At 70.0% G+C, this 25909-nt stretch carries 26 protein-coding genes; 2 read left to right on the top strand and 24 right to left on the bottom strand.

Annotated elements, in window-relative coordinates; genetic code table 11:
- Nucleotides 1-273: 273 nt before the first annotated feature.
- The 21 genes from QM517_RS14400 to infC form a co-directional block, all read right to left on the bottom strand.
- A complete protein-coding gene (locus QM517_RS14400; RefSeq protein WP_283288283.1) occupies nucleotides 274-1101 on the bottom strand; it encodes a DUF4184 family protein in 828 nt (275 codons plus the stop codon).
- Entirely contained in the window at nucleotides 1101-2414 is a 1314-nt protein-coding gene (tyrS, locus tag QM517_RS14395) for a tyrosine--tRNA ligase (protein WP_308208909.1), read from the bottom strand. Before tyrS ends, QM517_RS14400 begins: the two co-directional genes overlap by 1 nt.
- Nucleotides 2415-2461: 47 nt before the next feature.
- On the bottom strand, nucleotides 2462-3175 hold the full coding sequence (locus QM517_RS14390) for a hypothetical protein (RefSeq protein ID WP_077050138.1): 714 nt from the start codon (nucleotides 3173-3175) through the stop codon (nucleotides 2462-2464).
- Complete coding sequence (locus QM517_RS14385; protein WP_283288281.1) at nucleotides 3172-3819, bottom strand: SatD family protein; 648 nt, start codon at nucleotides 3817-3819, stop codon at nucleotides 3172-3174. The genes QM517_RS14390 and QM517_RS14385 overlap by 4 nt, the downstream gene beginning before the upstream one ends.
- Nucleotides 3820-3868: 49 nt before the next feature.
- Complete coding sequence (gene argH / locus QM517_RS14380; RefSeq protein ID WP_283288279.1) at nucleotides 3869-5299, bottom strand: argininosuccinate lyase; 1431 nt, start codon at nucleotides 5297-5299, stop codon at nucleotides 3869-3871.
- Nucleotides 5300-5341: 42 nt separating this feature from the next.
- The gene (locus tag QM517_RS14375; protein WP_283288278.1) at nucleotides 5342-6481 is read right to left on the bottom strand and encodes a heparan-alpha-glucosaminide N-acetyltransferase domain-containing protein; all 1140 of its coding nucleotides are present in this window, start codon (nucleotides 6479-6481) and stop codon (nucleotides 5342-5344) included.
- Nucleotides 6460-7383 carry an ornithine carbamoyltransferase gene (argF, locus tag QM517_RS14370; protein ID WP_077050141.1) on the bottom strand — a complete coding sequence of 308 codons (924 nt, stop codon included), beginning with the start codon at nucleotides 7381-7383 and terminating at the stop codon, nucleotides 6460-6462. Before argF ends, QM517_RS14375 begins: the two co-directional genes overlap by 22 nt.
- Nucleotides 7380-8654, bottom strand: coding sequence for an acetylornithine transaminase (locus QM517_RS14365; RefSeq protein WP_283288277.1), 1275 nt, complete (start codon nucleotides 8652-8654; stop codon nucleotides 7380-7382). Before QM517_RS14365 ends, argF begins: the two co-directional genes overlap by 4 nt.
- Nucleotides 8651-9553, bottom strand: a complete 903-nt coding sequence (gene argB, locus QM517_RS14360; protein WP_077050143.1) for an acetylglutamate kinase — start codon at nucleotides 9551-9553, stop codon at nucleotides 8651-8653. Before argB ends, QM517_RS14365 begins: the two co-directional genes overlap by 4 nt.
- On the bottom strand, nucleotides 9550-10707 hold the full coding sequence (argJ, locus tag QM517_RS14355) for a bifunctional glutamate N-acetyltransferase/amino-acid acetyltransferase ArgJ (protein WP_283288276.1): 1158 nt from the start codon (nucleotides 10705-10707) through the stop codon (nucleotides 9550-9552). The genes argB and argJ overlap by 4 nt, the downstream gene beginning before the upstream one ends.
- On the bottom strand, nucleotides 10704-11753 hold the full coding sequence (gene argC / locus QM517_RS14350; protein WP_283288275.1) for an N-acetyl-gamma-glutamyl-phosphate reductase: 1050 nt from the start codon (nucleotides 11751-11753) through the stop codon (nucleotides 10704-10706). Before argC ends, argJ begins: the two co-directional genes overlap by 4 nt.
- 415 nt (nucleotides 11754-12168) lie before the next feature.
- On the bottom strand, nucleotides 12169-14694 hold the full coding sequence (pheT, locus tag QM517_RS14345; protein ID WP_283288274.1) for a phenylalanine--tRNA ligase subunit beta: 2526 nt from the start codon (nucleotides 14692-14694) through the stop codon (nucleotides 12169-12171).
- Complete coding sequence (gene pheS / locus QM517_RS14340) at nucleotides 14694-15734, bottom strand: phenylalanine--tRNA ligase subunit alpha (RefSeq protein ID WP_283288273.1); 1041 nt, start codon at nucleotides 15732-15734, stop codon at nucleotides 14694-14696. Before pheS ends, pheT begins: the two co-directional genes overlap by 1 nt.
- 63 nt (nucleotides 15735-15797) lie before the next feature.
- The gene (locus QM517_RS14335) at nucleotides 15798-16670 is read right to left on the bottom strand and encodes an amino acid ABC transporter permease (RefSeq protein ID WP_283288272.1); all 873 of its coding nucleotides are present in this window, start codon (nucleotides 16668-16670) and stop codon (nucleotides 15798-15800) included.
- Nucleotides 16671-16709: 39 nt separating this feature from the next.
- Nucleotides 16710-17360, bottom strand: coding sequence for an amino acid ABC transporter permease (locus QM517_RS14330; protein ID WP_077050149.1), 651 nt, complete (start codon nucleotides 17358-17360; stop codon nucleotides 16710-16712).
- A gap of 76 nt (nucleotides 17361-17436) precedes the next feature.
- Nucleotides 17437-18357: a glutamate ABC transporter substrate-binding protein gene (locus QM517_RS14325; protein ID WP_283288271.1), complete on the bottom strand. Its 921-nt coding sequence runs from the start codon at nucleotides 18355-18357 to the stop codon at nucleotides 17437-17439.
- Nucleotides 18358-18465: 108 nt separating this feature from the next.
- Nucleotides 18466-19227, bottom strand: a complete 762-nt coding sequence (locus tag QM517_RS14320) for an amino acid ABC transporter ATP-binding protein (protein WP_077050151.1) — start codon at nucleotides 19225-19227, stop codon at nucleotides 18466-18468.
- A gap of 74 nt (nucleotides 19228-19301) precedes the next feature.
- A complete protein-coding gene (locus QM517_RS14315) occupies nucleotides 19302-20099 on the bottom strand; it encodes a TrmH family RNA methyltransferase (protein WP_283288270.1) in 798 nt (265 codons plus the stop codon).
- A 100-nt stretch (nucleotides 20100-20199) separates the two neighbouring features.
- On the bottom strand, nucleotides 20200-20583 hold the full coding sequence (gene rplT / locus QM517_RS14310) for a 50S ribosomal protein L20 (protein ID WP_063257942.1): 384 nt from the start codon (nucleotides 20581-20583) through the stop codon (nucleotides 20200-20202).
- 29 nt (nucleotides 20584-20612) lie between these two features.
- Nucleotides 20613-20807: a 50S ribosomal protein L35 gene (rpmI, locus tag QM517_RS14305; protein ID WP_013583375.1), complete on the bottom strand. Its 195-nt coding sequence runs from the start codon at nucleotides 20805-20807 to the stop codon at nucleotides 20613-20615.
- A gap of 46 nt (nucleotides 20808-20853) precedes the next feature.
- Nucleotides 20854-21480, bottom strand: coding sequence for a translation initiation factor IF-3 (infC, locus tag QM517_RS14300; protein WP_076490814.1), 627 nt, complete (start codon nucleotides 21478-21480; stop codon nucleotides 20854-20856).
- Between the two features lie 243 nt (nucleotides 21481-21723).
- On the opposite strand from infC, the gene QM517_RS14295 reads away from it, so the two are divergent.
- Nucleotides 21724-22128 (top strand): DUF1844 domain-containing protein, encoded by a 405-nt coding sequence (locus tag QM517_RS14295; RefSeq protein WP_374114693.1) that lies wholly within the window; start codon nucleotides 21724-21726, stop codon nucleotides 22126-22128.
- A gap of 268 nt (nucleotides 22129-22396) precedes the next feature.
- On the opposite strand, the gene QM517_RS14290 is transcribed toward QM517_RS14295, so the two are convergent.
- Nucleotides 22397-23683 (bottom strand): glycosyltransferase, encoded by a 1287-nt coding sequence (locus tag QM517_RS14290; protein ID WP_283288265.1) that lies wholly within the window; start codon nucleotides 23681-23683, stop codon nucleotides 22397-22399.
- A 39-nt stretch (nucleotides 23684-23722) separates the two neighbouring features.
- Here QM517_RS14290 and QM517_RS14285 point away from each other — a divergent pair, with 39 nt between their 5' ends.
- Nucleotides 23723-24367 carry a TetR/AcrR family transcriptional regulator gene (locus QM517_RS14285; protein ID WP_283288263.1) on the top strand — a complete coding sequence of 215 codons (645 nt, stop codon included), beginning with the start codon at nucleotides 23723-23725 and terminating at the stop codon, nucleotides 24365-24367.
- A gap of 15 nt (nucleotides 24368-24382) precedes the next feature.
- Here QM517_RS14285 and QM517_RS14280 read toward each other — a convergent pair whose 3' ends face one another.
- Nucleotides 24383-25162, bottom strand: coding sequence for an SseB family protein (locus QM517_RS14280; RefSeq protein WP_077050156.1), 780 nt, complete (start codon nucleotides 25160-25162; stop codon nucleotides 24383-24385).
- Nucleotides 25146-25892: a bifunctional 1-(5-phosphoribosyl)-5-((5-phosphoribosylamino)methylideneamino)imidazole-4-carboxamide isomerase/phosphoribosylanthranilate isomerase PriA gene (gene priA / locus QM517_RS14275; protein ID WP_077050157.1), complete on the bottom strand. Its 747-nt coding sequence runs from the start codon at nucleotides 25890-25892 to the stop codon at nucleotides 25146-25148. The genes QM517_RS14280 and priA overlap by 17 nt, the downstream gene beginning before the upstream one ends.
- Between the last annotated feature and the right edge of the window lie 17 nt (nucleotides 25893-25909).

The following is a 25909-nucleotide window of genomic DNA, read 5'->3' as shown; positions in this document are numbered from 1 at the left end:
ACCCACAGAAACGATCTCTCGACCTACCCGCGAGGCAACTTCACTACCTTATACGCCACACACCAGTCATAGTTCACAAGTCGAATCAGAAGATTCAGTCTTGGAAGACAAGTGCCGAGTGGCAGAATCCGATCTTAGACCCTCGAGCCGAAGCTCACAAGTTCTGATCGGGGTGGCTCACCGCTTGAGAGGACGCGGGGCCTTTCGGCCGCTCCGCTCTCCCCTGTGGGGCGAACAAGTAATAAGTTACGCGGATACGGCCGACTCGTCCAATCAGCGCCTCATCCCGGGCGTGTCGCGACTCGAAATCCGCGGAAACACGCGGATCTCGCGCCGACGCAGGACTTGAACCGTGACGGCCAGCAGAAGGGACGCGATCGCCCATGCCGCGGCAATGCGGGTCAGAACTCCGTAGATCAGTGCGGTCGGGGACATCACCGCGCCCTGGGCGGCGCTCATGAACACCGCGATCGCTCCGCCGACGACGAGAGCGGCCGGCAGAGATACCCACCACAGGACACGCACCGCAGTCGGCAGCACCCGCCGCACCGGAACGATCCCCCGTCGTGCCGTCCACACGAGTCCATAGGCGGTGAGGACGATCAGCCCGAACGCGCCCGATCCGTACTGCAGCCACTTCACTCCCGGAAGGGGGCCCCATTGGTCGTCCAGCGACGGCATCAAAGCGACGCCCAGACGACCCTCGTGAGTGAAGAGATCCCACAGGATGTGGGTCGCGACTCCGAACGCGAGCGAGACGAGCAGCCACATCAGCGCCACCGGTCCCCCGCCGAGCGTTTCGCGGAGACCGTCGCGGAAGCCGGCATCCCATCGGTCCGGAAGACGCTCGGCGACCACCCGCGGGGAGAGCTCGCGAACGGCGGGGCGGAGAACGCACCGCCAGACGAGAAGCAGCAGCACTGCCAGCACCGTGGTGACCGGCACCCAGGCGAAATCGTGGGTCAGGGAGTAGTCGGGCCACATGCCGCGGAAGAACAACGGCAGGTCGGGGGTCATCGCCCCGATGGCGATCGCCGCCGGCACCAGCCGCGTGCGCACGAAAGGGAGCGCGACGACGGCATGGCTCGGCGTGAAAGGCATCAGCCGACGAACACTCCGGCCAACGTCTTCTTGCCGCGCCGCAGGACCGAGACGCCGCCGGGCAGCGAGCCGGTAACCGGGGTGTCGTCCGCGGTCACCTTCTGCCCGTCCAGCGACACACCGCCCTGTGCGATCGCACGCCTCGCCTCGCTCAGACTGCTCACGAGACCCGTCGACGTGAGTCCATCGAGCACCGTCGCCCCCGCGGGCAGGGACGCGTGCGGGAGTTCCTCCAGGGCGCTCCGCAGGGTCGCGGCATCCAGAGCCATCAGGTCGCCCTGGCCGAACAATGCCTCAGTGGCCGCGACGACCGCGTCGGCGGCATCCGGGCCGTGGACGGTCGTGACGACCTCGCGCGCGAGGCGCTTCTGCCCGGCACGACGGTACGGCTCCTCGTCGACCAGTCGCGCGTGCTCCTCGATCTCGGCTCGCGTGAGGAACGTGAACACCTTCAGGCGGTCGACGACGTCGCGGTCGTCGGTGTTCAGCCAGAACTGGTACATCGTCCACGGGCTGCACATGTCGGCATCCAGCCAGATCGCGTTGCCCTCGCTCTTGCCGAACTTGGTTCCGTCGCTGTTGGTGATCAGCGGAGTGCCGATCGCGTGGACCGACTCCCCCTCGACGCGGCGCACCAGATCGGTGCCGCTGGTGAGGTTGCCCCACTGGTCGCTCCCGCCGGTCTGCAGGACGCAACCGTACGCGCGGAAGAGCTCGAGGTAATCCATGCCCTGCAGGATCTGGTAGCTGAACTCCGTGTAGCTGATCCCGGCCTCGGAGTTGAGGCGGGCACTGACCGCATCCTTCTTCAGCATCGTCCCGACGCGGAAGTGCTTCCCGATCTCGCGGAGGAAATCGATCGCGCTGAGCGGTGCGGTCCAATCGAGGTTGTTGACCATCCGCGCCGCGCTGTCGCCCTCGAAGCTCAAGAAGCGCTCCACCTGCGTCCGCAGCCGGTCGACCCACTCCGCGACCGTCTCCCGGGTGTTCAACGTCCGCTCCGCCGTCGGACGGGGGTCGCCGATCAGCCCCGTCGAGCCCCCCACGAGGCCCAGGGGGCGGTGCCCCGCGAGCTGGAGTCGCCGCATCGTGAGCAGCTGCACGAGGTTTCCGAGGTGCAGACTCGGCGCGGTCGGGTCGAAGCCGCAGTAGAAGACGATCGGCGGTCCGGACAGCAGTTGGCGCAGCTCGTCCTGGTCGGTCGAGACGTGGATCAGACCGCGCCAGACCAGCTCGTCCCACACCGAATCGAACGCGGGGTCGTTGGCGGGCTCGAGGGCGCGAACGGAAAGCTCGTCGGAGGGAACGGACACCCTTTCAGGCTATCAGCGGCGACGACGCGGCCAGGATGGCGGGCGGGTCACGCGCCGCTGACGCCCCACCACACGACGAAGGCGGCCGCGAGCGCGGTCACCCAGCTGACGAGGCTGCCGATGAGGAAGTACTCCGCCCGATCTCCGCCCTCGCCGTCGCGGGAGATCTCGGGGAACCGCACGATCCCCTTCGCCGCGAGGACGGCGGCCAGCAGCGTGTACGCCCCTGCGAGGGTCAGGGCGAAGACGAGGATCCGTTCGAGCGGACCGATCAGGCGGCCGCCTTTGAGGGTGGTCGGTGCCTCGCCGGACGGGGGCAGCACACGCTCCCCCATCTCGGCGCGCAGCGCGATGCGGACCACGGCATTGCCGGACTCGAGCAGGAACAGCAGGCACCCCGCCACGAGCAGCACCGCGTCCAACGAGACGTCCGCGCGCGGCCCGTACGCCTCCCAGCCTGCGCCGAGGAGTCCCGGATGGGGACGAGCGGGCGCGACGACCACGCACGCGGCGACCGCGATCCCGAGGAGTCCCACCGGCCACAGGCCCGCGCGCGCCGAACCCGACTCGGGAACGACCCACGTCCAGATCGCCGCGACCGCCACGGCGAGGATACCGGCGACGACCGCATCCGCCCCGGCCGACAGCGCCACCAGCAGGACGCCCGCGACGGCGAAGATCGCCCTCCGGCGATGCGCGATCAGCCGGCGCAGAAGGTCCACGCCACCGACGGCGAGGAGCAGCAGGGCCGCGGCGATCACGACGACACCCCCGCCCGGAGGGCGAGGAACCCCTCGACGATCGCCACCGACCCGGCGGAGGCCAGCGCCTGCGAGACAGCCGACTGGGTGATTCCCTCATCGGCGGCGAGCTCGCGCTGCGATCGCCCCAGACACCGGCCGTACGTCAGACGTCGCGTCCGCTCGCTCATCGACGACACGAGTTGATCTCGCGACAACCCGTACGCGTTCGCGAGCGCGACGCTCTCGAGCACCCTCGCACCGGTGTGCTCCTGCGCCTCGAACCAGGTGCGGGCGTGGGGAACCGCCCGCTGCTGCATCGCCTCGACCCGCTCGATCGCCGTCCGCGCCGCCCACCACGCGGGCCCCTCCGGAATCGCCCGGCCGTCGACCTCGACGGGACGCACCTCACCGATCCCGACGCCGAACCGGCACTCGACCCCGTCGGGAAGGTTGAGGCGGACCAGGAGGAGGGCGGCCGCCGCGGCGGCGATCGTGGGGTACTCCCCCTGCAGCTCGTCTCCGACGACGGCGGTGAGCGGCGCGAGTGCGAGCGGGACATCGGCCTCCGCTCGCGCGACGGCGGCGTGGATCGCGCTCTGCGCACGGCTGCGGTCGTCCAACTCGCGCGAACGGACGATGTCGGCGATGACGGCGGCGATCATGTGAACAGCTTATGGCTTATGGGGACGGATTTATAAGCTTTTTGCTTATTCAGAACCCGAGATCATGCGCGGCCGCCTGCGCGCGGGACACCAGTTCGGTGCGCTGCTCGGACACACGGTCCGGTGCGGTGCCACCGGCGCCCGTGCGGCTGGCCACCGAGCCCTGGATCGTCAGCACGTCGCGAACCTCGGGCGTGAGCGACGGCGAAACCGAGACCAGCAACGCGTCGTCGGCATCCTCGAGACCGATCCCCCGCTCTTCGCACGTGCGCACCAGTGCTCCGGAGATCTCGTGGGCGTCGCGGAAGGCCACGCCCTGCCGGACGAGCCACTCAGCGACGTCGGTCGCGAGCGAGAAGCCCTGCGGGGCGAGCTCCGCCATCCGATCGGTGTGGAATCGCAGGGTCGAGATCATGCCTGAGAACGCGGGCAGAACGAGCTCGAGCGTGCGCACCGAATCGAAGACCGGCTCCTTGTCCTCCTGCAGGTCGCGGTTGTAGGCCAGGGGGAGCCCCTTGAGCGTCGCCAGGAGACCGGAGAGGTTGCCGATGAGCCGCCCCGCCTTGCCGCGCGCGAGCTCGGCGATGTCGGGGTTCTTCTTCTGCGGCATGATGCTCGAACCGGTCGAGTACGCGTCGTCGAGGGTGACGAACCCGAACTCGCGCGTGTTCCACAGGATCACGTCTTCGGCCAGGCGGGACAGGTCGACGCCGATCATCGCGGTGATGAAGGCGAACTCCGCGACCACGTCGCGCGACGCCGTACCGTCGAGGGAGTTCTCGGCCGGGCGTGCGAGGCCCAGCCGGTCGGCGACGAGCTGAGGGTCGAGGCCGAGAGTCGCTCCGGCGAGCGCGCCTCCGCCGTAGGGCGAGACGGACGCGCGCACCGACCAGTCGCGCAGGCGCTCGATCCCGCGGACGAACGCCCAGCCGTACGCCTGGAGATGATGCGCGAGGAGGACCGGCTGCGCGTGCTGCAAGTGGGTACGGCCGGGCATGATGGCCGACTCGTGCGCAGATGCCTGCGACACCAGCGCGTCGATCAGTCGCAGCAGTTCGCGCGTGATGGTGCGGGCGTGGTCGAGCAAGTACAGACGCACCAGCGTGGCGATCTGGTCGTTGCGGCTGCGACCCGCGCGGAGCTTGCCCCCGAGGGCCGGACCCACCGTCTCGATCAGCACCCGCTCGAGGGCACCGTGCACGTCTTCGTCGCCCGGGGCCGCCACGAGCGCACCCGAACGCACGCGCTCGGCGAGGTCGTCGAGCCCGGCGTGCATGTCGCGTGCCTCATCCGCGGACAGATACCCGGCGGCCTCGAGGGCGGCAGCGTGCGCGTGCGAGCCGGCGATGTCGTACAGCGCGAGGTCCCAGTCGAAGTGGGTGGAGCGGCTGAGCGCCGCCAACTCGGGAGAGGGCCCGCCGGAGAAACGGGCGCCCCACAGCGCGCCCTCGTTCGTACCCTGGCCGGTCTCGGTGCTCATGCGTCCCAGCCTAGCGAGAGCGTCGGACACCACCCGGCCCGCTCAGTCCGCGGACGCCGGAGGCGCGGCATCCGATCGGGAAGCAGGACCGACGACGCGACGGACGACGCCGTCGATCACCGCTTCCAGCGGCCCGCGCCCCCAGGACAGCACCCAGGCGGTGCACCCGACGACGATTCCGAGAGTCAGCGGCAGGAACAGACCCGCATCGCGCACACCGGACAGATCGGACGTGTCGCCGAGCAGCACGGCCGCGAACACCGCCCACACGACGATCTGGAGGACGTACGCGGTGAGAGGCATGGAGCCGACCGCGCGAAGCGGAATCGCCACCCATCGGAGCGGAGTGCGGCAGACCAGCAGGCACAGCCCGATCATCGCGACGGCGAATCCGCCCGAGCCGACGACCTCCCACAGACCCGACGAGTGCGCCTCGGCGGTCCAGACCGCGGCGAGATAGGGACCGGCTTCGGCGACCGTCGCCGCCGTGGCGGTCGCGACGCCGTACCCGCACGCCGCCACCGCGCCGCCCACGACCGTGAGCGCCGCCTGCACGCCGAGCCGCCGCAGGTCCAGGCGCCCGACACCCATCCCCGCGAGCAGGAAGGCGATCCACACCGGGAAGGGGTACGCCCACCCCACGAGGGCCTGCAGGTCCTCCCCCGCGCGCCCGCTCCAGATCGGAGCGGCGTCGAGGAACGGGTAGACCCACGGCATCACGACGGCGACGAGCGCCGCCGCCAGGAAGAGGTTCCCCGCGCGAAGCCCGAGGAACGGCAGCGAGAGGGCGAACAGCAGCGCGTAGGCGGGAAGAATCACGTATACCGGGACGCCCGTCATCACCAGCAGGATGCCGATCCCCCAGAGCAGAGCCCCGCGCAGGGCCAGGCGCGCCGCCGCGCGCGAGCGAGCGGCCCCCTCGGGCGGTCGAGACCCACCGGTGACGAGAGCGATCGAGACACCCGCGAGCGTCGCGAACAGGATCGAGGAGCGTCCGTTGACGATGTCGAGCCAGGTCGACGGATCATCGAGGACGAGCGGATCGATCGTGAGCAGGTGCGCGGCGAGCATGCCGAGCACCGCCAGCCCGCGAGCCAGATCGATGCCGACGAGTCGGGCGGGTCCGTCGAAACGACGCCACGCCCGACCCGTCCGCGAGATCAGTCCTGGCTCAGCAGCCACACCAGCAGCGCCTTCTGGGCGTGCAGTCGGTTCTCGGCTTCGTCCCACACGACGCTCTGCGGACCGTCGATCACCTCGGCGTCGACTTCGTACCCGCGGTCGGCCGGGAGGCAGTGGATGAAGATCGCCGCGTCGTCGGCCCGCGCCATCAGCTCGGAGGTGACCTTGAAGCCGCCGAGATCGCGGATACGCGCGATCTTCTCCTCCTCCTTGCCCATGGACACCCACGTGTCGGTCACCACGACATCCGCTCCGGATGCCGCGGCTTCGGGGTCGGTGGTCAGCGAGATCGATCCGCCGGTCGCGGCGGCGATGCGCTCGGCATCCGCGATGACGTCGGCACGAGGGGAGTAATCCGCCGGCGAGGCGACCCGGACGTGCATGCCGGCGGTCACACCGGCCAGGACGTAGGAGTGAGCCATGTTGCTCCGACCGTCGCCGAAGAACGACAGCGTCAACCCGCGCAGCTCGCCCTTGTGCTCGCGGATCGTGAGCAGATCGGCCAACAGCTGGCACGGGTGGAAATCGTCGCTGAGGGCGTTGATGACCGGGACACGGGTGCCGCGAGCCATCTCCTCGAGCCCCGCCTGAGCGTATGTGCGCCACACGATCGCCGCGACCTGGCGTTCCAGGACGCGTGCGGTGTCCGAGGGCGTCTCCTTGCCGCCGAGCTGGCTGTTCGCGGTGGAGATGATCAGCGGAGAGCCCCCCAGGTCGGCGATGCCGACCGCGAACGACACCCGGGTGCGCGTCGAGGACTTGTCGAAGATGACCGCGACGGTCTGCGGGCCGGAGAGGGGCTTCTGCGCCCAGCGATCTTTCTTCAGCTCGAGGGCGAGGTCGAGGATCTCGCCCTGCTCGGCAGGGGTGAGGTCGTCGTCGCGCAGCAGGTGGCGGGTCACGCGGGTACTCCTTCGGCCGCCCGATCGGCGGACTCGTCGATGATGAGGGCGTCGGCCACCGTGGCCAACGACGCGCGGAACAGCGCGAGGAACTCCGCGATCTCGGCATCCCCGATGATCAGCGGCGGGGCGAGACGGATGGTCTCGTCGTTGGCGGCGTTGATGATCAGCCCGTGCTCCTGCGCAGCCGCCACCACGGCCTTCGCGACCGGGTGGGCCAGCGCGACGCCGAGCAGCAGCCCGCGGCCGCGCACGCCGGCGACCAGCGGCGATGCCAGGCCCGCGATCCGCTCACGGAGCTGTGCTTCGCGCCGCGCGGCGTTGTCGACGAGACCGGCGGACTCGATCTCCTGCAGGACGGCGCCGGCGACGGCGGTTCCCAGCGCATTGCCGCCGAACGTCGAGCCGTGGGTGCCCGGGAAGAACAGGTCGCTGGCCGCCCCGAACGTGATGAGCGCGCCGATCGGGAACCCGCCGCCGATGCCCTTGGCGACCGTGATGGCATCCGGGACGATTCCCGCGTGCTGGAAGGCGAACCAGGCACCGGTACGACCCGCCCCCGTCTGGATCTCGTCGACGATCAGCAACGCGCCGTGGCGGGCCGTGATCTCGCGCGCCGCCTCGAGGTACCCCTCGGGGAGTTCGACCACACCGGCCTCGCCCTGGATGGGCTCGACGATGAACGCGGCGACGCGCTCGTCGACCGCCGCCTCGAGGGCTTCGACCGTCGCCTCGATGTGCTCGACGCCGGGCACCATCGGCAGGAAGTCGGCCTGCAGGGCGGGCTTGCCGGTGAGCGCGAGAGCACCCATCGTGCGCCCGTGGAAACCGCCCTGGAGCGTCAGGATGCGGGTGCGGTCGGTTCCGCGCCCGTGCAGCCGGGCCAGCTTGAACGCCGCCTCGTTCGCCTCGGCGCCCGAGTTGGCGAAGTAGACGCGGCCGGACTCCCCGGTGCCCGCGAGTCGCTTCAGCCGCGCGGCGAGCGCCAACTGCGGGGGCGTGGCGAAGTAGTTCGAGACGTGCGCGAGGGTCGCCGCCTGCGTCGACACCGCCTCGACGAACGCCGGGTGGGCGTGGCCGAGAGCGTCGACCGCGATCCCGGCGAGGAAGTCGAGGTACTTCTTGCCGCCGTCGTCCCAGACGTAGGCACCCTCACCACGCACGAACAGCGCCATGCGGTCGCCGAAGCTGCGCACGAGGTCGCGCCCGGCATCCTCCTGCCAGGACGGGCCGCGCGAGCCGTGGGATTCCTGTGTCGTGTCCGCGTTCACGCGACCACCTCCGTTCCGATTCCTTTGCTGGTGAACAGTTCGACGAGCACCGAGTGCGGCACGCGGCCGTCGATGATCGCGGCCGTGGGCACTCCCCCGTCGACGGCGTCGAGGCACGCCTGCATCTTCGGGATCATGCCCGACTCGAGTGTCGGCACCATCGCGCGCAACTCCGTCGAGGTCAGGTGGGAGACGAGCGAGTCGCGGTTCGGCCAGTCGGCGTACAGGCCGGGGACGTCCGTCAGCACGACCAGCTTCTTCGCGTTCAGCGCCACCGCGAGGGCCGCAGCTGCGGCATCCGCGTTGACGTTGAGCGATGCGCCCGGGTTGTCGAGGTCGGGTGCGATCGAGGAGACGATCGGCACCCGCCCGGCGGCGAGATGGTCGAGCACGGGCTGCGGGTCGACGGTCACGACGTCGCCCACCCGCCCGAGGTCATGCTCGACGCCGTCCACCACGACACCGCGGCGACGACCGCCGAAGAGTCCGGCATCCTCTCCGCTGAGACCTGTCGCGAGCGGCCCGTGCGCGTTGACCTTGGCGACCAGCTGCGGGTTGATCTGCCCCGTGAGGACCATGCGCACGACCCCGATCGCCTCGGTGGAGGTCACCCGGTAGCCGCCGCGGAACTCGCTCGGGATGTCGAGCCGGTCGAGCATCGACGAGATCTGCGGACCGCCGCCGTGCACGACGACCGGCTTCACCCCGACGTAACGGAGGTAGGCGATGTCGGCCGCGAAGGCGTCCTGCAGTTCATCGCTGACCATGGCGTTGCCGCCGTACTTCACCACCACCACCTGGTCGCGGTACTTGCGCACCCACGGCAGCGATTCGACGAGAGTCACCGCCCGTTCGCTCGCCGCGGCCGGATCGGTGTCCTGGATATCGATATCGCTCATGAGGCGTAGGCGCTGTTCTCGTGGACGTAGTCGTGGGTGAGGTCGTTCGTGCGGATCGTGGCCGCGGCGTCGCCGACGCGGAGGTCGACGACGAGATCGGTCGCGCGGGGGGTCAGGTCGACCTCCTCGCGCGGACGGTCGGGGCCGCCCGCCGAGCACACGCGCACTCCGTTCATCCACACGTCGACGTCGTACGGATCGAACGCGGCCTGCGTGGTGCCGATGGCGGCGAGCACGCGGCCCCAGTTCGGGTCGTTGCCGAAGATCGCGGCCTTGAAGAGGTTGTTCCGGGCGATCGAGCGGCCCACCTCGACGGCGTCGTCCTCGGTCGCGGCGCCGACGACCCGGATGGTGATGTCGTGGCTGGCGCCCTCGGCGTCGCTCTGCAGCTGAGCGGCGAGATCGTCGCACACCGCGGTCAGCGCGGCGGCGAACTCGGCGGCATCCACCCGGATGCCGCTGGCCCCGCTCGACAGGAGAGTGACCTGGTCGTTGGTCGACATGCAGCCGTCGGAGTCGAGACGGTCGAAGCTCACCCGCGTCGCGGCACGCAGCGCGGCATCGGCCTCGGACGCGTCCAGCACCACGTCGGTGGTCAGCACGACGAGCATCGTCGCGAGCCCGGGCGCGAGCATGCCGGCGCCCTTCGCCATCCCGCCGATGCTCCAGCCTTCTCCGACGTGCGCCGCACGCTTGGGACGGGAGTCGGTCGTCATGATCGCGAGCGACGCGTCCTCGCCGCCGTCGACCGACAGCGCCGCGACGCCCTTCTCGACCCCGTCGAGCACCTTGGCGCGGAAGACCTCGTCGCCGGTGCCGATGAGACCCGTCGAGCAGACCACGACGTCGCCCGCTCCGACGCCCAGCAGCTCGGCCGCGCGCTCGGCGGTCTGGTGAGTGGTCTGGAAACCGAAGGACCCGGTGAAGCAGTTCGCTCCGCCGGAGTTGAGCACGACGGCCTCCACGACACCGTCCTTCACGACCTGCTCCGACCACAGGATCGGGTTGGCCTTGGCGCGGTTGGTGGTGAAGACGGCCGCCCCGACCTTCTGCGGACCGCGGTTGACGACGACGGCGACATCACGCGCGCCGGTGGACTTCAGCCCCACGGCGACGCCGGCCGCTTCGAATCCTGCGGGGACGGTCACGCTCACGGGGCGACTCCGTTCAGGGGAAGGGCCGTGGTCTCGGGAAGACCCAGCGCGATGTTGAGGGACTGCACCGCGGCGCCCGCGGTTCCCTTGACCAGATTGTCGACGGCGGCGACGACCACGACCCGGTTCGCCGCGCGGTCGATCGCGAGTCCGAGCGACGCGACATTCGCGCCGAGCACGTCGGCCGTCCGCGGGAACGTCCCCTCGGGCAGGACCTCGACGAACGGCTCACCCGCGTAGGCGTCCTCCCACGCGGCTCGGATCTCGGCATCCGAGACCCTGGAGCGGATCGGAGCGGACGAGGTCGCCAGGATGCCGCGCGCCATCGGCACGAGCACGGGCGTGAACGAGACCCGGATGCCGTCGGCCGGAGCGCCCGCGGCGGCCAGAGCCTGCCGGATCTCAGGGATGTGCCGGTGCGTGCCGCCGACCGCGTAGGGGTTGGCCGTGCCGAGGATCTCGCTCGCGAGGAGGTTCACCTTGGCCGATTTGCCGGCACCGCTCGGTCCGACCGCGAGCACCGACACGATGTCGCCCGGATCGATGACCCCGGCGGCGACGCCGGGTGCCAGAGAGAGGGCGACGGTGGAGGCGTTGCATCCCGGAGCGGCGATCCGCGCGGCGCCGCGCAGGAGGTCTCGCTGCTTGCCGCCGGCGATCGGAAGCTCGGGAACGCCGTACGCCCACGGCTCGGGGTGCTCGCCGCCGTAGAAAGCCGCCCAGTCGGCGGCGGAGGTGAGCCGATGATCGGCTCCCGCGTCGATGACGAGCGGGGTGTCGCGGAGGGCTTCGGTGTACTGGGCCGACTGACCGTGCGGCAGCGCGAGGAAGACCACGTCGTGCCCGGCGAGCACCTCCGGAGTCGTGGCCTGGAGCTCGAGGTGCGCGAGCGAGCGCAGGTGCGGCTGGTGGGAGATGAGCGCCTGGCCCGCGTTCGCGTGCGCGGTGACGGTGCGGATCTCGATGTCGGGATGATCGGCGAGCAGGCGGAGGATCTCGCCGCCCGCATAGCCGGAGGCGCCGGAGACGGCGACCGAGAGGGTCATGGATCCACCTTAGAAGTCGGGGCTGTGGCTGTGATCAGCGTGAACCGGGGCGGCGACGCCCGTATGCCCGACCGACGGCGGGTTACGAGGTCGCCGAAACTCGGCGTGCGGCCCGACGTCGACGCACGGCAACGGTGCTCACGGAGAGCTCCTCGTTGCGGACGACGATCGACGACATTCCGCGAGGGTATCCGCCGCGGCCGCGCCGGAGCAAATCCACCGCGCGGGACGCCCGTCCGGGCCGGCGAAAAGAAGACGCATCGACTTCTTTCAGCTTGTCCCCCATATGGGGGACAAATTGGGGGTATGCTCATGACACCTGCCCTCATCGCCGACCACTTCCGACTGCCCCCTCGTCGGCGATGAGGGCAGGCACTTTTCCGGGCTCCCCCGGACAGCGCCCGCCCGAAGCAGATCAGACGCTCGCCTCGCCGTCCCGGATGGCGGCGCCGAAACGCTCCGCCGCCACCGCGACGCCACTCATCTTGGCCTCCGTCGCTTCGGCCGCCGTCAGCGTCCGATCCGCCGCACGGAAGCGCAGGGCGAACGTCAGGCTCTTCGTTCCGTCCGCAACGCCGGGCCCGCGGTAGTCATCGACCAGCCGCACGCCCTCGATCAGCGGCGCACCGCCCTCGAGCAGCGCAGCCCGCACCTCGCCCGCGGCGGCCCCGACCGGCACGACGACCGACACGTCCTGCGTGGCCGCCGGAAAGCCGGACAGGGATGCCGCGACCACCCGAGACTGCGCGCGCTCGAGAAGCGCATCGAGGTCGAGTTCCGCCACCAGCACGCACCCCGGGAGATCGGCCGCGGCGGCCACGGCAGGCAGCAGCTCACCGACGTAGCCCACGTCGACACCCGCGACCAGAACCCGCGCCGTACGGCCCGGATGCAGCGCCGCACGCTGTGCCTGGACCAGTTCCACGTCGACGCCGGCCGCTCCGGCCAGCACGCGCACCGCGTCCACCGCGTCGGCGAGGTCGGCCGCGACGGCCGCCTGCCCCGGCTGCTTGGCGACGAGGTTCCCCGTCAGCAGCACGGCGACGTGCCGACGTTGCGGCGGGATCGACGCGTCGAGTGCCGTCAACGTCGCGGCATCCGGCCGCACCGCGAGCGGCGGGACCGAGGAGGTGCCGTACTGCACCCCCGGCTTCGGCAGGAAGACCGTACCCGTCTCGAACAGGGCGAGATCGACGATGCCCCGCGAGAGGTTGCGGTGGGCGACCTGCAGCAGACCGGGCACCAGCGAGCGGCGTAGGAACGGCGCCAGCCCGTCGAGCGGGTTGGCGAGTTTCACGCTCGGCAGCGCTTCGCCCGATGGCGATCCGTGCAGATCGTTCTGCTCGGAGGTGGTGAAGGGGAACGACGGCGTCTCGACGAACCCCGCCGCAGCCAGAGCGTTCGCGACGCGCCGGCGCCCCTGCTGGGCGAGGGTGAGCCCGCGCCCCGAGGGAGGGGTCGGGAGCACCGACGGGATGCGGTCGTAGCCCTCGATACGGGCCACCTCTTCGGCGAGCGTCCACTTGTCGGTGAGGTCGGGGCGCCACGACGGGGGCACGACGCTCCATCCGCTCTCGCTCCGGTCGACCGTCGCGCCGATGAGGCGCAGGGCGCGCTCCGTCTCGTCGTCGGTGTACTCGACGCCGATGAGACCCGGGACGAACTCCCGGGGCAGCGCGATCGCCTCGCGGGTGTAGCTCTCCGCGAGCGAGCCCCCGAGGGAGGTGTCGAGCGTGCCACCGGCCAGCTCCACCATGAGGGTCGCCACGCGCTCCGCGGCGACGAAGGCGACGAGCGGGTCGACGCCGCGCTCGAAACGTCGCGACGCCTCCGAAGGCAGCTTGTGACGACGCGCGGTCCGCGCGATCGAGACCTGGTCGAACGTGGCCGCCTCGATGAGCACGTTGCGGGTCGCGTCGCTCATCTCGGTCGGGCCGCCGCCCATGACGCCGGCGAGGCCGATCGGGCCGGACTCGTCGGTGATGACGAGATCTTCGACGTGAAGGGTGCGGACCTGGCCGTCCAGGGTCTCGAGCTTCTCGCCCGCGGTCGCACGGCGGACCGTGATGCCACCCTGCAGGCGGTCGAGGTCGTAGCCGTGGATCGGCTGGCCGAGTTCGAGCATCACGTAGTTGGTGATGTCGATCAGCACACCCAGCGATCGGATGCCGGCCAGGGACAGGCGCGTGATCATCCACGGCGGCGTGGGGCGCGACGGGTCCACATCGCGCACGATGCGCGCGACGAACTGGCTCGCCCCGACGCGTCCGCGGATCGGCGCGGCGTCGTCGACGGAGATCGGGAACCCGTGGGGCGTGCGCTCCCGCGCGGCGTCGTGGCCGGCGCCCGGGTCGCGGAAGGCGGCGCCGGTCGCGTGCGAGTACTCGCGGGCGACACCGCGCAGGGAGAGGGCATACCCCCGGTCGGGCGTGACGTTGATCTCGACGGCGACGTCGTCGAGCCCGAGCAGCGCGATGGCGTCGGTTCCCACCGGGGCGTCGATGCCGAGCTCGACCAGACGCAGGATGCCGGAATGCTCGCTGCCGAGACCCAGTTCCTTGGCGGACGCGATCATGCCGTCGGACACGTGACCGTACGTCTTGCGCGCGGCGATCGGGAAAGGTCCGGGAAGGACCGAACCCGGAAGCGTCACGACGACCTTGTCGCCCTCGAAGAAGTTGCCGGCTCCGCAGACGATGCCACGGATGCCGCCGTGCTCCTCGCCGACGTCGACCTGGCACCACCGGATCGTCTTGCCGTTGGACTGCGGTTCGGGGGTGAACTCCTTCACCTCGCCGACGACGACGGGACCCGACAGCTCGAAGCGGTGAACGTCCTCTTCTTCGAAACCGACCGACACCAGGGCCGCCAGGACGTCGTCCGGTGCGGCATCCGCCGGCACGTCGACGTACTCGCGCAACCAGGAGAGCGGGACGCGCATCAGACCACCATTCCGAACTGCTCGCTGAAACGGACATCGCCCTCGGCCATGTCGCGCATGTCTTGGACGTCGCTGCGGAACATGAGCGTGCGCTCGATGCCCATGCCGAAGGCGAAGCCCGAGTACTCCTCGGGATCGATCCCCGCGGCACGCAGGACGTTGGGGTTCACCATTCCGCAGCCGCCCCACTCGATCCATCGCGCACCGCCCTTGAAGGTGGGGTGCCACAGGTCGAGCTCGGCGCTCGGCTCGGTGAACGGGAAGAAGTTGGCGCGGAACCGGGTCTTCGCCTCGGGCCCGAAGAGCACGCGGGCGGCGTGGTCGAGGGTGCCCTTGAGGTGGGCCATCGTGATGCCCTTGTCGACCACGAGTCCTTCGAACTGCGTGAAGACGGGGAGGTGCGTCGCGTCGAACTCGTCGGTGCGGTAGACCCGGCCCGGGCACAGGACGTAGATCGGGAGGTCGCGTTCGAGCATCGATCGCACCTGCACCGGGCTCGTGTGCGTGCGCATCACCAGGTGTCGCGCGACGGGGTCGACGAAGAACGTGTCCTGCATCTGCCGCGCCGGGTGGTCGACGTCGAAGTTCAGTGCGTCGAAGTTGAACCACTCGTGCTCGAGCTCGGGACCCTCGGCGATCTCCCACCCCATGCCGACGAAGATGTCGGACACCTGCTCCTGCAGGAGCGAGATGGGATGACGTGCGCCCACCCGCGCACGCTGCGGCAGTGCTGTGACGTCGACGCGCTCCGCTTCCAACCGCGCCGCGGTCTCCGCCTCGGCTAGCTCGCCCTCACGGACCGCGAACGCCTGATTCACCCGGCCGCGCGCCTGCCCGACGAGCTTGCCGAAAGCGGCCTTGTTCTCGGGGGCGACGTCACGCAGGCGGGCGTTCAGTCGCGATAGCGGCGACTGCTCCCCCGCATGTGCGGAGCGGGCGGCCTTCAGGTCGGCCGTGGTCGCGGCACCGGCGACCGCGGCGAGCGCGGCATCGACGGCGGAGGCGACGGCCTCGGGGGTGATCTCAGGTGCGTCGGACACGAGAACCGAGTCTACCGACGGGCGGGGATGCTCCCCCGCCCGTCTGTCGAGACGGCGAGCGCGTCAGGCCGCCGAACCGGGGTCGTTCTTGCCCGCCCCGCGCTGCGCGACGATGAGCTCGGTGTCGGTGCCGGTCTGGCCGGGAGGCTCGGCGCCCGCGACACGCGCTGCGCGCGGCGAACGGCGCAGGCCGATCTCGACGCGGTGCGCGGCGTACGACAGCGCCAGACACATGGCGACGTAGATCACGCTCGCGATCATGGCCGCGGGGATGAGCGGCGAGCCGTACTCGCCGTTCGAGCCGAGCTGCCGCGCGAAGTACAGCAGTTCGGGGTAGGTGATGATGAAGCCGAGCGCCGTGTCCTTCAGCGTCACCACGAGCTGCGCGATGATCACCGGCAGCATCGCCCGGATGGCCTGAGGCAGGAGGATCAGACGCATCACGTTGGACTTGCGAAGGCCCAGGGCGTAACCGGCCTCGCTCTGACCGCGCGGCAGCGACTCGACGCCGGCCCGGATGACCTCGGACAGAACCGACCCGTTGTACGCGATGAGAGCGATCACGACGGCCCAGTAGGGCGAGAGGCGGATGCCGATGACGGGCAGACCGTAGTAGAGCAGGAGCATGAAGACCAGCACGGGCACGGCGCGGAGGATCTCCACGATCCAGCCGACCGGGATGCGAACCCAGGCGTGGTCGGACAGGCGCCCGATCGCGAGGACGAATCCGAGCACCAGCGCACCGACCGCCGCGGCCGCGAAGGCCGACAGGGTGGCGAGGGTGGCTTCGCCGAAGCGCACCCAGATCGCGGTGTAGGTGAAGACGTTCCACTTCGTCGCGGAGAACTGCCCGGTGTCGATGAACCGCCACACGACGAAACCGATGATCCCCGCCACCGCCACGAGGGTGAGCGCGCCGAGGAGCCGGTTGCGCACGCGCGCGCGGGCCGGGGAGATCGTAGAGGACGGAGGAGCTCATCGGGCCACCTTCCACTTCTTCTCGGCGGCGTTCTGCAGAGCCGAGAGCACCAGCACGAGCAGGACGAAGATGACCATGACCAGGACGATCGTCACCAGCTGGTTCTCGCCGTTCTCACTCATGTTGGCGCGGATGTTGCCGAGGTTGACGACCGAGAAGCCCGAGGCGACGGTGGTGTTCTTCAGGAGGGCGATGAACACGCTCACCATCGGGGGGATCACGGAGCGGGTCGCCTGCGGGAGGACGACCAGCGTCATCACCTGACCGAAACTGAGACCCAGGGCCCGGGCGGCCTCGGCCTGCCCGACGGGCACCGTGTTGATCCCCGACCGGATCGTCTCGGCGACGTAGGTCGCGGTGTAGATGCCGATGCCGCAGACCGCCAGCGGCAGGAAGAAGCCGCGGGGCACGTCCACGAGGAGCGGCACGCAGAACGCGAAGAAGAACAGGACGAGGGTCAACGGGGTGTTGCGGATCCAGTTCACGTAGACCGCGCCGACCGCACGAGCGATCGGTACCGGCGAGACGCGCATGGCCGCGACGACGAACCCGAGCACGATGGCGATCGCCCCTCCGCCCAGGAAGAGGACGACGGTTCCCCACAGCGCCTGCGCCCACAGGTCGGGGTAGTCGAAGATCTGATTCACCGCTTGATTCCTGTCTTCTCGTGATCGACGAGGTCGAGGGTGCGGGCGACGCGCTCACGCCGCCCGCACCGTGTGCTCAATCGGCGGCGTCGACCGCGGGCTGCTTGCCCTCGACGCCCGAGGCGCCGAGGTTCTTCTCGAAGATCGCCTGCCAGGTCGACCCACCATCGGTGAAGAGCGTGTTCACGAACTCCTGGAACGCCGTGTCACCCTTGGCCAGGCCGACGCCGTAGCGCTCCTCGCTGAAGGGCTCGCCCGCGATCTTGAGGTTGTCGGGATCCTGCGCGGCGTAGCCCAGGAGGATGGCCTCGTCGGTGGTCACGGCATCCACTTCGCCGTTCTTGAGCTTCTCGACGCACTGCGAGTACGTGTCGAACTCGACGACCTTCGCGGGAGTCTCCTCGCGGATGCGCTGGATCGGCGTGGAGCCGGTCACCGAGCACACCGTGGTGTCCGCGGTGAGCGAGTCCTTGCCGGTGATCGTGTCATTGTCGGCCGCCACCAGCAGGCCCTGGCCGGTGAGGAAGTACGGACCGGCGAAGGAGATCTGCTCCTTGCGCTTGTCGGTGATCGAATAGGTGCCGACGTAGTAGTCGATGTCGCCGTTGATCAGCGCCTGCTCGCGGTTGGCCGATGCGATGGCCTTGTACTCGACCTTGGACTCGTCCGCCGGGTCGTACCCGAGGGACGCGGCGATCCACCGCGCGATGTCGACGTCGAAGCCCTTGCGCTCCCCCGTGACGGGGTCGAGGTAGCCGAGGCCCGGCTGGTCTTCCTTCACACCGATGACGACCTTGCCCGCCGAGCTGATCTTCTCGAACGTGGGGCTGCCGTCGATGGTCACGTTCGACGCGACCTCGCCCCACACCGGGGCGTCGGAGGAACCCTCGCCGGAACCGGCGTCGGGCGAACCGGGGGTACCGCTGTTGCAGGCGGTGAGAGCGAGCAGGCCGGCGGCGATGACGCCGACGCCCGCGAGAAGCCGAGATTTACGCATGTGATGTCTCCTTGGTTACGTGTGCTGTTCGGAGGGGATACAGGGGGATGGCACGTCGGGTCGGCCGGAGGCGGTGCGGGCAGCGGAACACCGTCGTTCCGCGCGCGATCAGTGGGTGATGAGCTTCGAGAGGAAATCCTTCGCTCGATCGGACTGCGGGCGCGTGAAGAACTGCTCGGGCGCGGCCTGCTCGACGATCTGGCCGTCGGCCATGAACACCACCCGGTTCGCGGCCTTGCGGGCGAATCCCATCTCGTGGGTCACGACGATCATGGTCATCCCGTCAGCCGCGAGCCCCACCATGACGTCGAGCACCTCGTTGATCATCTCGGGGTCGAGGGCCGAGGTGGGCTCGTCGAACAGCATGACCTTCGGCTTCATGGCCAGGGCGCGGGCGATGGCCACGCGCTGCTGCTGTCCGCCGGACAGTTGCGCGGGCAGCTTGTCGGCCTGGTGGCCCACGCCGACGCGATCCAGAAGCGCGCGCGCCTCTTTCTCGGCATCCGCCTTCTTCATCTTGCGGACCTTGATCGGGCCGAGCGTGACGTTCTCGAGGATCGTCAGATGGGCGAAGAGGTTGAACGACTGGAAGACCATGCCCACGTCGGCGCGCAGCTTCGCGAGGCCCTTGCCCTCTTCGGGCAGCGGGTCGCCGTCGATCGTGATCGAGCCGCTGGTGATCGTCTCGAGACGGTTGATCGTGCGGCAGAGGGTCGATTTGCCCGACCCGGACGGGCCGATGACGACCACGACCTCGCCGCGATCGACCGTGAGATCGATGTCTTTCAGCGCTTGGAATTGGCCGTAGTGCTTCTGCACGTCGGACAGGACGACAAGGGGCTCGGGGCCCGCCGGGGGAACGGATGCCATTCGCCCACCCTATGAGACCGATCAGAAAGCAACCACACCGTGGCGCGCGCCTTAACCGTTCTGTAACAGCGGAATCACCCGGCGCGCTGCGCGAACGCCGTCTCGTAGAGACAGACGCTGGCGGCGGTGGCGAGGTTCAGCGACTCCGCACGCCCGTAGATCGGCAGCCGCAGCGACTGGTCCGCGTGCGCCAGCGCGGTCTCGTCGAGGCCGCGGGCCTCGTTGCCGAACAGCCACGCCGTCGGACGGCTGAGCAGGTCTCGCGACGCCACGAAATCGTCACCTCCGACGTCGGCGGCGACCACGCGCAGCCCCGCCTCGTGCACGCGCGCGACGACATCGGCGAGTTCGAGGTCCACGGCGACCGGGAGGTGGAAGAGCGACCCCGTGGTCGAGCGCACCACCTTCGGGTTGTAGAGGTCCACGGTGCGTCCGGTGAGGATCACCGCGTTCGCACCGGCGGCGTCCGCCGCCCGGATGATCGTGCCCAGGTTGCCGGGATCGCGCACCTCCTCGCAGATCGCGAGCAGAGTCGGCCCCTCGGCGAGGATGTCCTTCAAGGCGGTCGGCGACTGGCGGGCCACCGCGACGATGCCCTGCGGGGTGACCGTGTCGGCCATGGCATCCAGAACCGCCTCGGTCGTGTACTGCAGGTCGACACCGGCGTCGACGGCGGCGTCGCGCACGTCGGTGTGCTTCTCGAGGGCGCTGGGGGTCGCGTACAACTCGAGCACCGTCTCGGGCGCCCAGGCGAGAGCCTCGCGCGCGGCTTGCGGGCCCTCGAGGAGGAACAGGCCGGTCTCCTGCCGGGCGGCGCGCTTGCTCAGCTTGGCCACGGCGCGCACCCGCGGCGAACGAGGGTTCTCCAGCACGTCCCCAGTGTATGGCGCGAGCGGCATGAACCCCGAGAACCCGCGCAGAAACGCCGAACGGGCGCCCTCCGCGGAGGACGCCCGTTCGTGGAACCGGTGATTACGCGGTCTTGGCGGCGTTGACGTCGCTGGGCAGCGCGGCCTTGGCCGTCGCGACGAGCGAGGCGAACACGGCCGGCTCGTTCACGGCGAGCTCGGCGAGCATGCGACGGTCGACCTGCACACCCGCGAGGCCGAGGCCCTGGATGAAGCGGTTGTACGTGAGACCGTTCTGGCGGCTCGCGGCGTTGATGCGCTGGATCCACAGACGACGGAAGTCGCCCTTGCGCTTGCGACGGTCGCGGTACGCGTAGACGAGCGAGTGGGTGACCTGCTCCTTCGCCTTGCGGTACAGGCGCGAACGCTGACCCCGGTAACCGGAGGCGCGCTCGAGGATGACGCGACGCTTCTTGTGGGCGTTGACAGCCCGCTTGACTCTAGCCATTTCTCATTCTTCCTAACGTGCGTCGGCGCTCAGAGGCCGAGGAGCTTCTTGGCGACCTTCGAGTCGCCCTTGGCCAGGACCTGCTCCTGGTTCAGGCGACGGGTGCGCTTGGAGGCCTTGCCCTCGAGGTTGTGCCGCATGCCGGCCTGCTGCTTCATGAGCTTGCCGCTACCGGTCAACTTGAAACGCTTCTTGGCGCCCGAGTGGGTCTTCTGCTTCGGCATCTGTCTTCCTTCGTTGGGTTTCCCGGCGGAGCGGGAGTCGGGGAGCTTACTCGGCGGGTGCCGGTTCAGCGGTGCCCTCGGGGGCCGAGTCGCCACGAGCGGCGCTGCGTGCCGCCTCGCGGTTCGCCGCGCGCTGCGCGTTCTGCTCGGTCTTGACCTCGGACTTGTTCTTGTGAGGAGCAACCACCATGACCATGTTGCGACCGTCGATCGTCGGGTTCGACTCGACCGTGCCGAACTCGGCGACGTCTTCGGCGAACTTGCGCAGCAGACGCACACCCTGCTCGGGACGGGACTGCTCGCGGCCACGGAAGAGGATCATCGCCTTGACCTTGTCGCCAGCCTGGAGGAAGCCCTCGGCGCGCTTGAGCTTGGTGATGTAATCGTGCGCCTCGATCTTCAGACGGAACCGAACCTCCTTGAGGACGGTGTTCGCCTGGTTGCGTCGCGCTTCCTTGGCCTTCTGAGCGGCCTCGTACTTGAACTTGCCGTAATCCATGATCTTGACCACGGGCGGCTTGGAGCTCGGGGCGACCTCGACCAAGTCGAGGTCCGCTTCCTGGGCCAGGCGCAGCGCAGCTTCGATTCGGACGATGCCGACCTGCTCGCCGTTGGGTCCGACGAGACGGACCTCCGGGACTCGGATGCGCTCGTTGGTGCGGGGATCGCTGATGCGGGACTCCTCTTGTCTGCTGATGACGGCCGCCGCGATCCTGGGGGATCACGGGCGAAGAGGAGACGAACCACCCGGCACGGTGCTCTCGGCACCGGCTTCTGCACCCAGGCGACTCCGTGCAAGACGAAGCGGAGTGCGGGAACCCGGTAGCCTGGAGCGGCAAGCGCGGGTGGGATGTGATCCTCTTTCGTACGGAGCAGAACGCTCCGAAGCCCGCCACAGTCTAGCAGAGAGAACCACGTGGACACGATTCCCCCCGACGACGCCCTTTCTTCACAGGATGCCGAGCGGCTCGCGCGGTGGGAGGAGCAGGAGCGCGTCTCCGCCTCCGCCTCCCGCGACATCGCCGACGTGCCCGCCGTCGAGGTCATCACCACCACCGCCGTGCACCTCATGAGCGCCGCCGCGGTCAAGGTCGGACTCGCCGACGACCCGCAGCAGCAGACCGACCTCGACGAGGCTCGGAAGCTCATCAACGCCCTCGCCGGACTCATCACCGCCGGCGCCCCCGAGATCAGCGACATGCACGCGCGGTCGCTGCGCGACGGCCTCCGCTCGCTCCAGCTCGCCTTCCGCGAGGCCTCGGTCATCCCCGACCCGATCGGCAAGGGGCCGGGCGAGAAGTGGACGGGTCCCGTCACGTAGGTCGCTTGTTCTGGGGTACCGGCTACGGGGGCATGCCCTCCCAGGTCGAGAACAGGGCCCCTACCCCGATCGACCTGGGAGGGCACGCCCCCTTCGCCTGTGCCGCAGCACAGCTCCTCCGTGACACCCGCGGAGCATGAAGCGGCGGGTCGAGGTGGCGGTGGGATGCCGGTGCAGGACGGCGCCTCGGTGACACCCGCGGAGCATGAAGCGGCGGGTCGGTGCAGGACGGCTCCCCGGTGACACCCGCGGGAGTGCGGATGCGGCGTCAGGGGACTCGAGTTTCGAGGAGATGCTGCGTGATCTCGGCGAGGGCGTCGTGGCGGGCGGCATCCACGGCGATCCGGCTCGCCGCCGCACGGTACGAGGGGTCGGCGAGGACGGCATCCACGGCTCGGGCGACCTCGTCGGGCTTCGGGCTCCCGGTGCGCAGATCCACGCCCGCGCCGGTCCAGGCGATTCGCGCACCGACCTCGGGCTTGTCCTCGGTGTCGCCGGCGGCGACGACCGGGACACCCGCCGCGAGAGCCGCCTGCACTCCCCCGAACCCCCCGTTCGTGACAAGGACGTCCGTGCGCGGGAGCAGTGCGTCGTACGGGAGGTAGCTCGCGGCTCGCGCGTTGGCCGGAAGGGGGCCCAGATCCTCGACGGCGCGTCCCCCCGCGCTGACGACGACGAGGACGGGACGGTCGCTCAGCGCCGCCAGGGTCGGACCGACGAGACGCCCGAAATCGTGGTTGTCGATCGTGCCCTGAGTGACATGGACGACCGCTTCCGCCGCGTCGAGATCGTCCCACCACGGCGGCAGGGCCACGTCGGAGGCCGCCTGCGGCAGCACGCCGACGAAGTGCGTGTTCGCCGCGAGATCGGGGCGCGGGTACTCCAGGCTCGCCGGCCCGGTCTGGAGGAAGCGGTCGAACCGCTCCGACAGATCCATGACGAATCCCCGGGGGCGCGTGCCGCAGGCCGCGAGCGCACGGACCGCCGCCCGTCGGGTGGACCCGAAGACGATACGACGGGCGACCACACCCAGCGCCGCGTACCGGGCACGGTCGACCGCACCGCGCGCCGGAGGGAGGGCCATGCCGTACGGGCCCAGCACCCGCGACGACTGCGACAACGGGGTCACACCGAGGGCGAGCACCGGAGGTCGCTCGCTGGTCCGATCGAGGATCGGCAGGATGCCTCCGAACGCGCCGTCCACGAGGACGGTGTCGGGACGGATGTCCTCGATCGCCGCCTCCACGGCCGCGTGCTGATCGGGGATCGTGTCGATGAAGATCGTCCGGATGTCGTATTGAGCCTGGCGGACGCCGGAGTACTTCGCCCTCTCCGGCAGGTACAGGTCGGGGCGGCGGTCGTCGTAGTCGGCCGCGCCGCGGAGCGGACGGAAGTCCGCGCCGACCGCTTCGACGCGCTCCCGGAATCGCGTGCCGGTGACCACCGTCACCGCGTGCCCCTCGCGCACGAGATGGCCGGCGACCTGGAGCATCGGTCCGACGTGGCCGTGGATCGGGTTCGACGCCAGAAGAACGGTCACCATGGTGGCATCCATTTCGTTAGATTTGGTCTCTAACCATAGTGGAAGGATGCCATGACCCCGCGGCCCTATTCGTCGCCCGCGCGGCAAGCGGACGCCCAGCGCACGCGGAACGCCATCCTCGACGCGACCGCCCAACTGCTCCCCCGGCGCGGCTACACCCGCACGACCATGAAGGACATCGCCGACGAGGCGGGGGTGTCGGTGCAGTCCGTGCATCTCGCGGGCACCAAGGCGGCGCTCCTCATCGCGGCCTACGAGCGCACCTTCGCCGGGGACGACGGTCCGCACAGCCTGACCGAACGTCCGGCGATGATCGAGATCATGTCGCGTCCGGATGCGGACGACGCCATGGGCGGCTGGCTGGACTACGTCGCGCACGCCAACCGCGCGACCGCGGGACTCATCCGCGCGATGACCGTCGCCGCCGAGACCGACGACCTCGCTGCGGCATCCATCCGCGATCTGGGGACACGACGGCGCGCAGACCTCGGACGGGCGGCGGGATGGTTGATCGAACGGGGCCTCCTCGACCCGCGAGAGCGTGAACAGGCGACGGACGAGTTGAATCACCTCGTCGGACCCGAGACCTACGCGTTCTTCGTCACCACCTCCGGGTGGACCGACGCCCGCTACCGCGCCTGGCTCGACGCGGCGCTGCGCGGGCTGTTGGCGCGGTCGGGTCCTCGCCCCGTGTGAACGTCCGCGCGCGCGTCAGACGTCGGTGCTGCGATGCAGTTTGACCGTCAGCGAGTCCACGAGGACCGCGACACGGTCGTCGGCGGCCCAGCGACGCGCGAGACGGGCGAGCACGGCATCCAACTCGTCCTGCTCCAGGCCCGACATCAGCTGGAGGTGGACCACCAGCTCCGGGCCCCGCAAGCGCCCCGTCGGGTCGCCCGGCTGCACCGCGAGATCGAGCACCGCGAGTTCGCCGGAGATGCTCTCCTGCAGCCCGGTGAAGACGGCGGGAGCGGTATGCGCCGGCTCCCACGACTCGCCCTGCGCGATGGCCCACACCGCGGGCCGGCGCAGCACGAATTCCGTGTCCGAGGCCGGATCGATCACGATGAGCTCCGTGTCCTCGGAGGCCGCGGCCAGGGCCGTGCGGCGACCGTCCGCGGGCACCGGGCGGGCCGTGGCATCCCATCGTTGCATCGCCTCGACCGAGCTGAACACCGGCAGGACCTTGCGCCCATCCGGGGCCGCGACCGTCACGATCGACAGCTCCTGCGTCTTGTCGACCTCGAGCCCGTGCGCGCCGATGCCGTGGTCGCCCTTCTCCGCCACCAGGGGGATGAGCAGCCGCGCCGTGCGGTAGGCCTCGACGACGGCACCGGCGTCGCCGCCACCCGCGGCGAACGCCTCCAGCGCGAGCAGAAGCGCGGGATCGGCGGAGCCGTCGTCCCCGGAATGCGGATTCGCCTCGAACCGTCGCCCCTCCCACGGGACGCCGGCCGAGTCGGCCCGGTGGTCGTCAGTGCCCGGCGACATCCAGCGCCTCGGCCAGGGTGAACTGGCCCGCGTAGAGCGCCTTGCCCACGATCGCGCCCTCGACGCCCAGCGGCACCAGCTCCCGCAGGGCCGCGATGTCGTCCAGGCTCGACACGCCGCCGGACGCCACGACGGGCTTGGGCGTGCGCTGGGTCAGTTCGCGGAGCAGCTCGAGGTTCGGGCCGCGGAGCGTGCCGTCCTTCGTCACGTCGGTGACGACGTAGCGGCTGCAGCCGGCATCCTCGAGTCGCTCCAGGACCGTCCACAGGTCGCCGCCGTCACGCGTCCAGCCGCGGGCGGCGAGCGTCGTGCCGCGCACGTCGAGGCCCACGGCGATGGCCTCGCCGTAGCGGTTGATGACGTCGGCGGCCCACTCCGGGTTCTCCAGGGCGGCGGTGCCCAGGTTGATGCGGCTCGCGCCGCTCTCCAGAGCCGCCTCCAGCGACCGGTCGTCACGGATGCCACCGGACAGCTCGACCTGCACGCCCTTGACCTGCTTGATGACCTTGCGCATCACGGCGGTGTTGTTGCCGCGACCGAAGGCGGCATCCAGGTCGACCAGGTGGATCCAGGCCGCGCCCTGACGGGCGAAGTCCAGGGCGGCATCCACGGGATCGCCGTAGCTGGTCTCGGTGCCGGCCTCTCCCTGGGTCAGTCGGACGGCCTTTCCGTCGGCCACGTCGACCGCGGGGAGAAGGACAAGCTCGGGCGTGGACGCGAAATCGTTCATGGCTCCTCGTGCCGGCA

The sequence above is a fragment of the Microbacterium sp. IEGM 1404 genome, assembly GCF_030056775.1.
Taxonomy (GTDB): domain Bacteria; phylum Actinomycetota; class Actinomycetes; order Actinomycetales; family Microbacteriaceae; genus Microbacterium.
The sequence above is the reverse complement of the archived record's forward strand: the minus strand, read 5'-3'. Positions and strand labels throughout refer to the sequence as shown.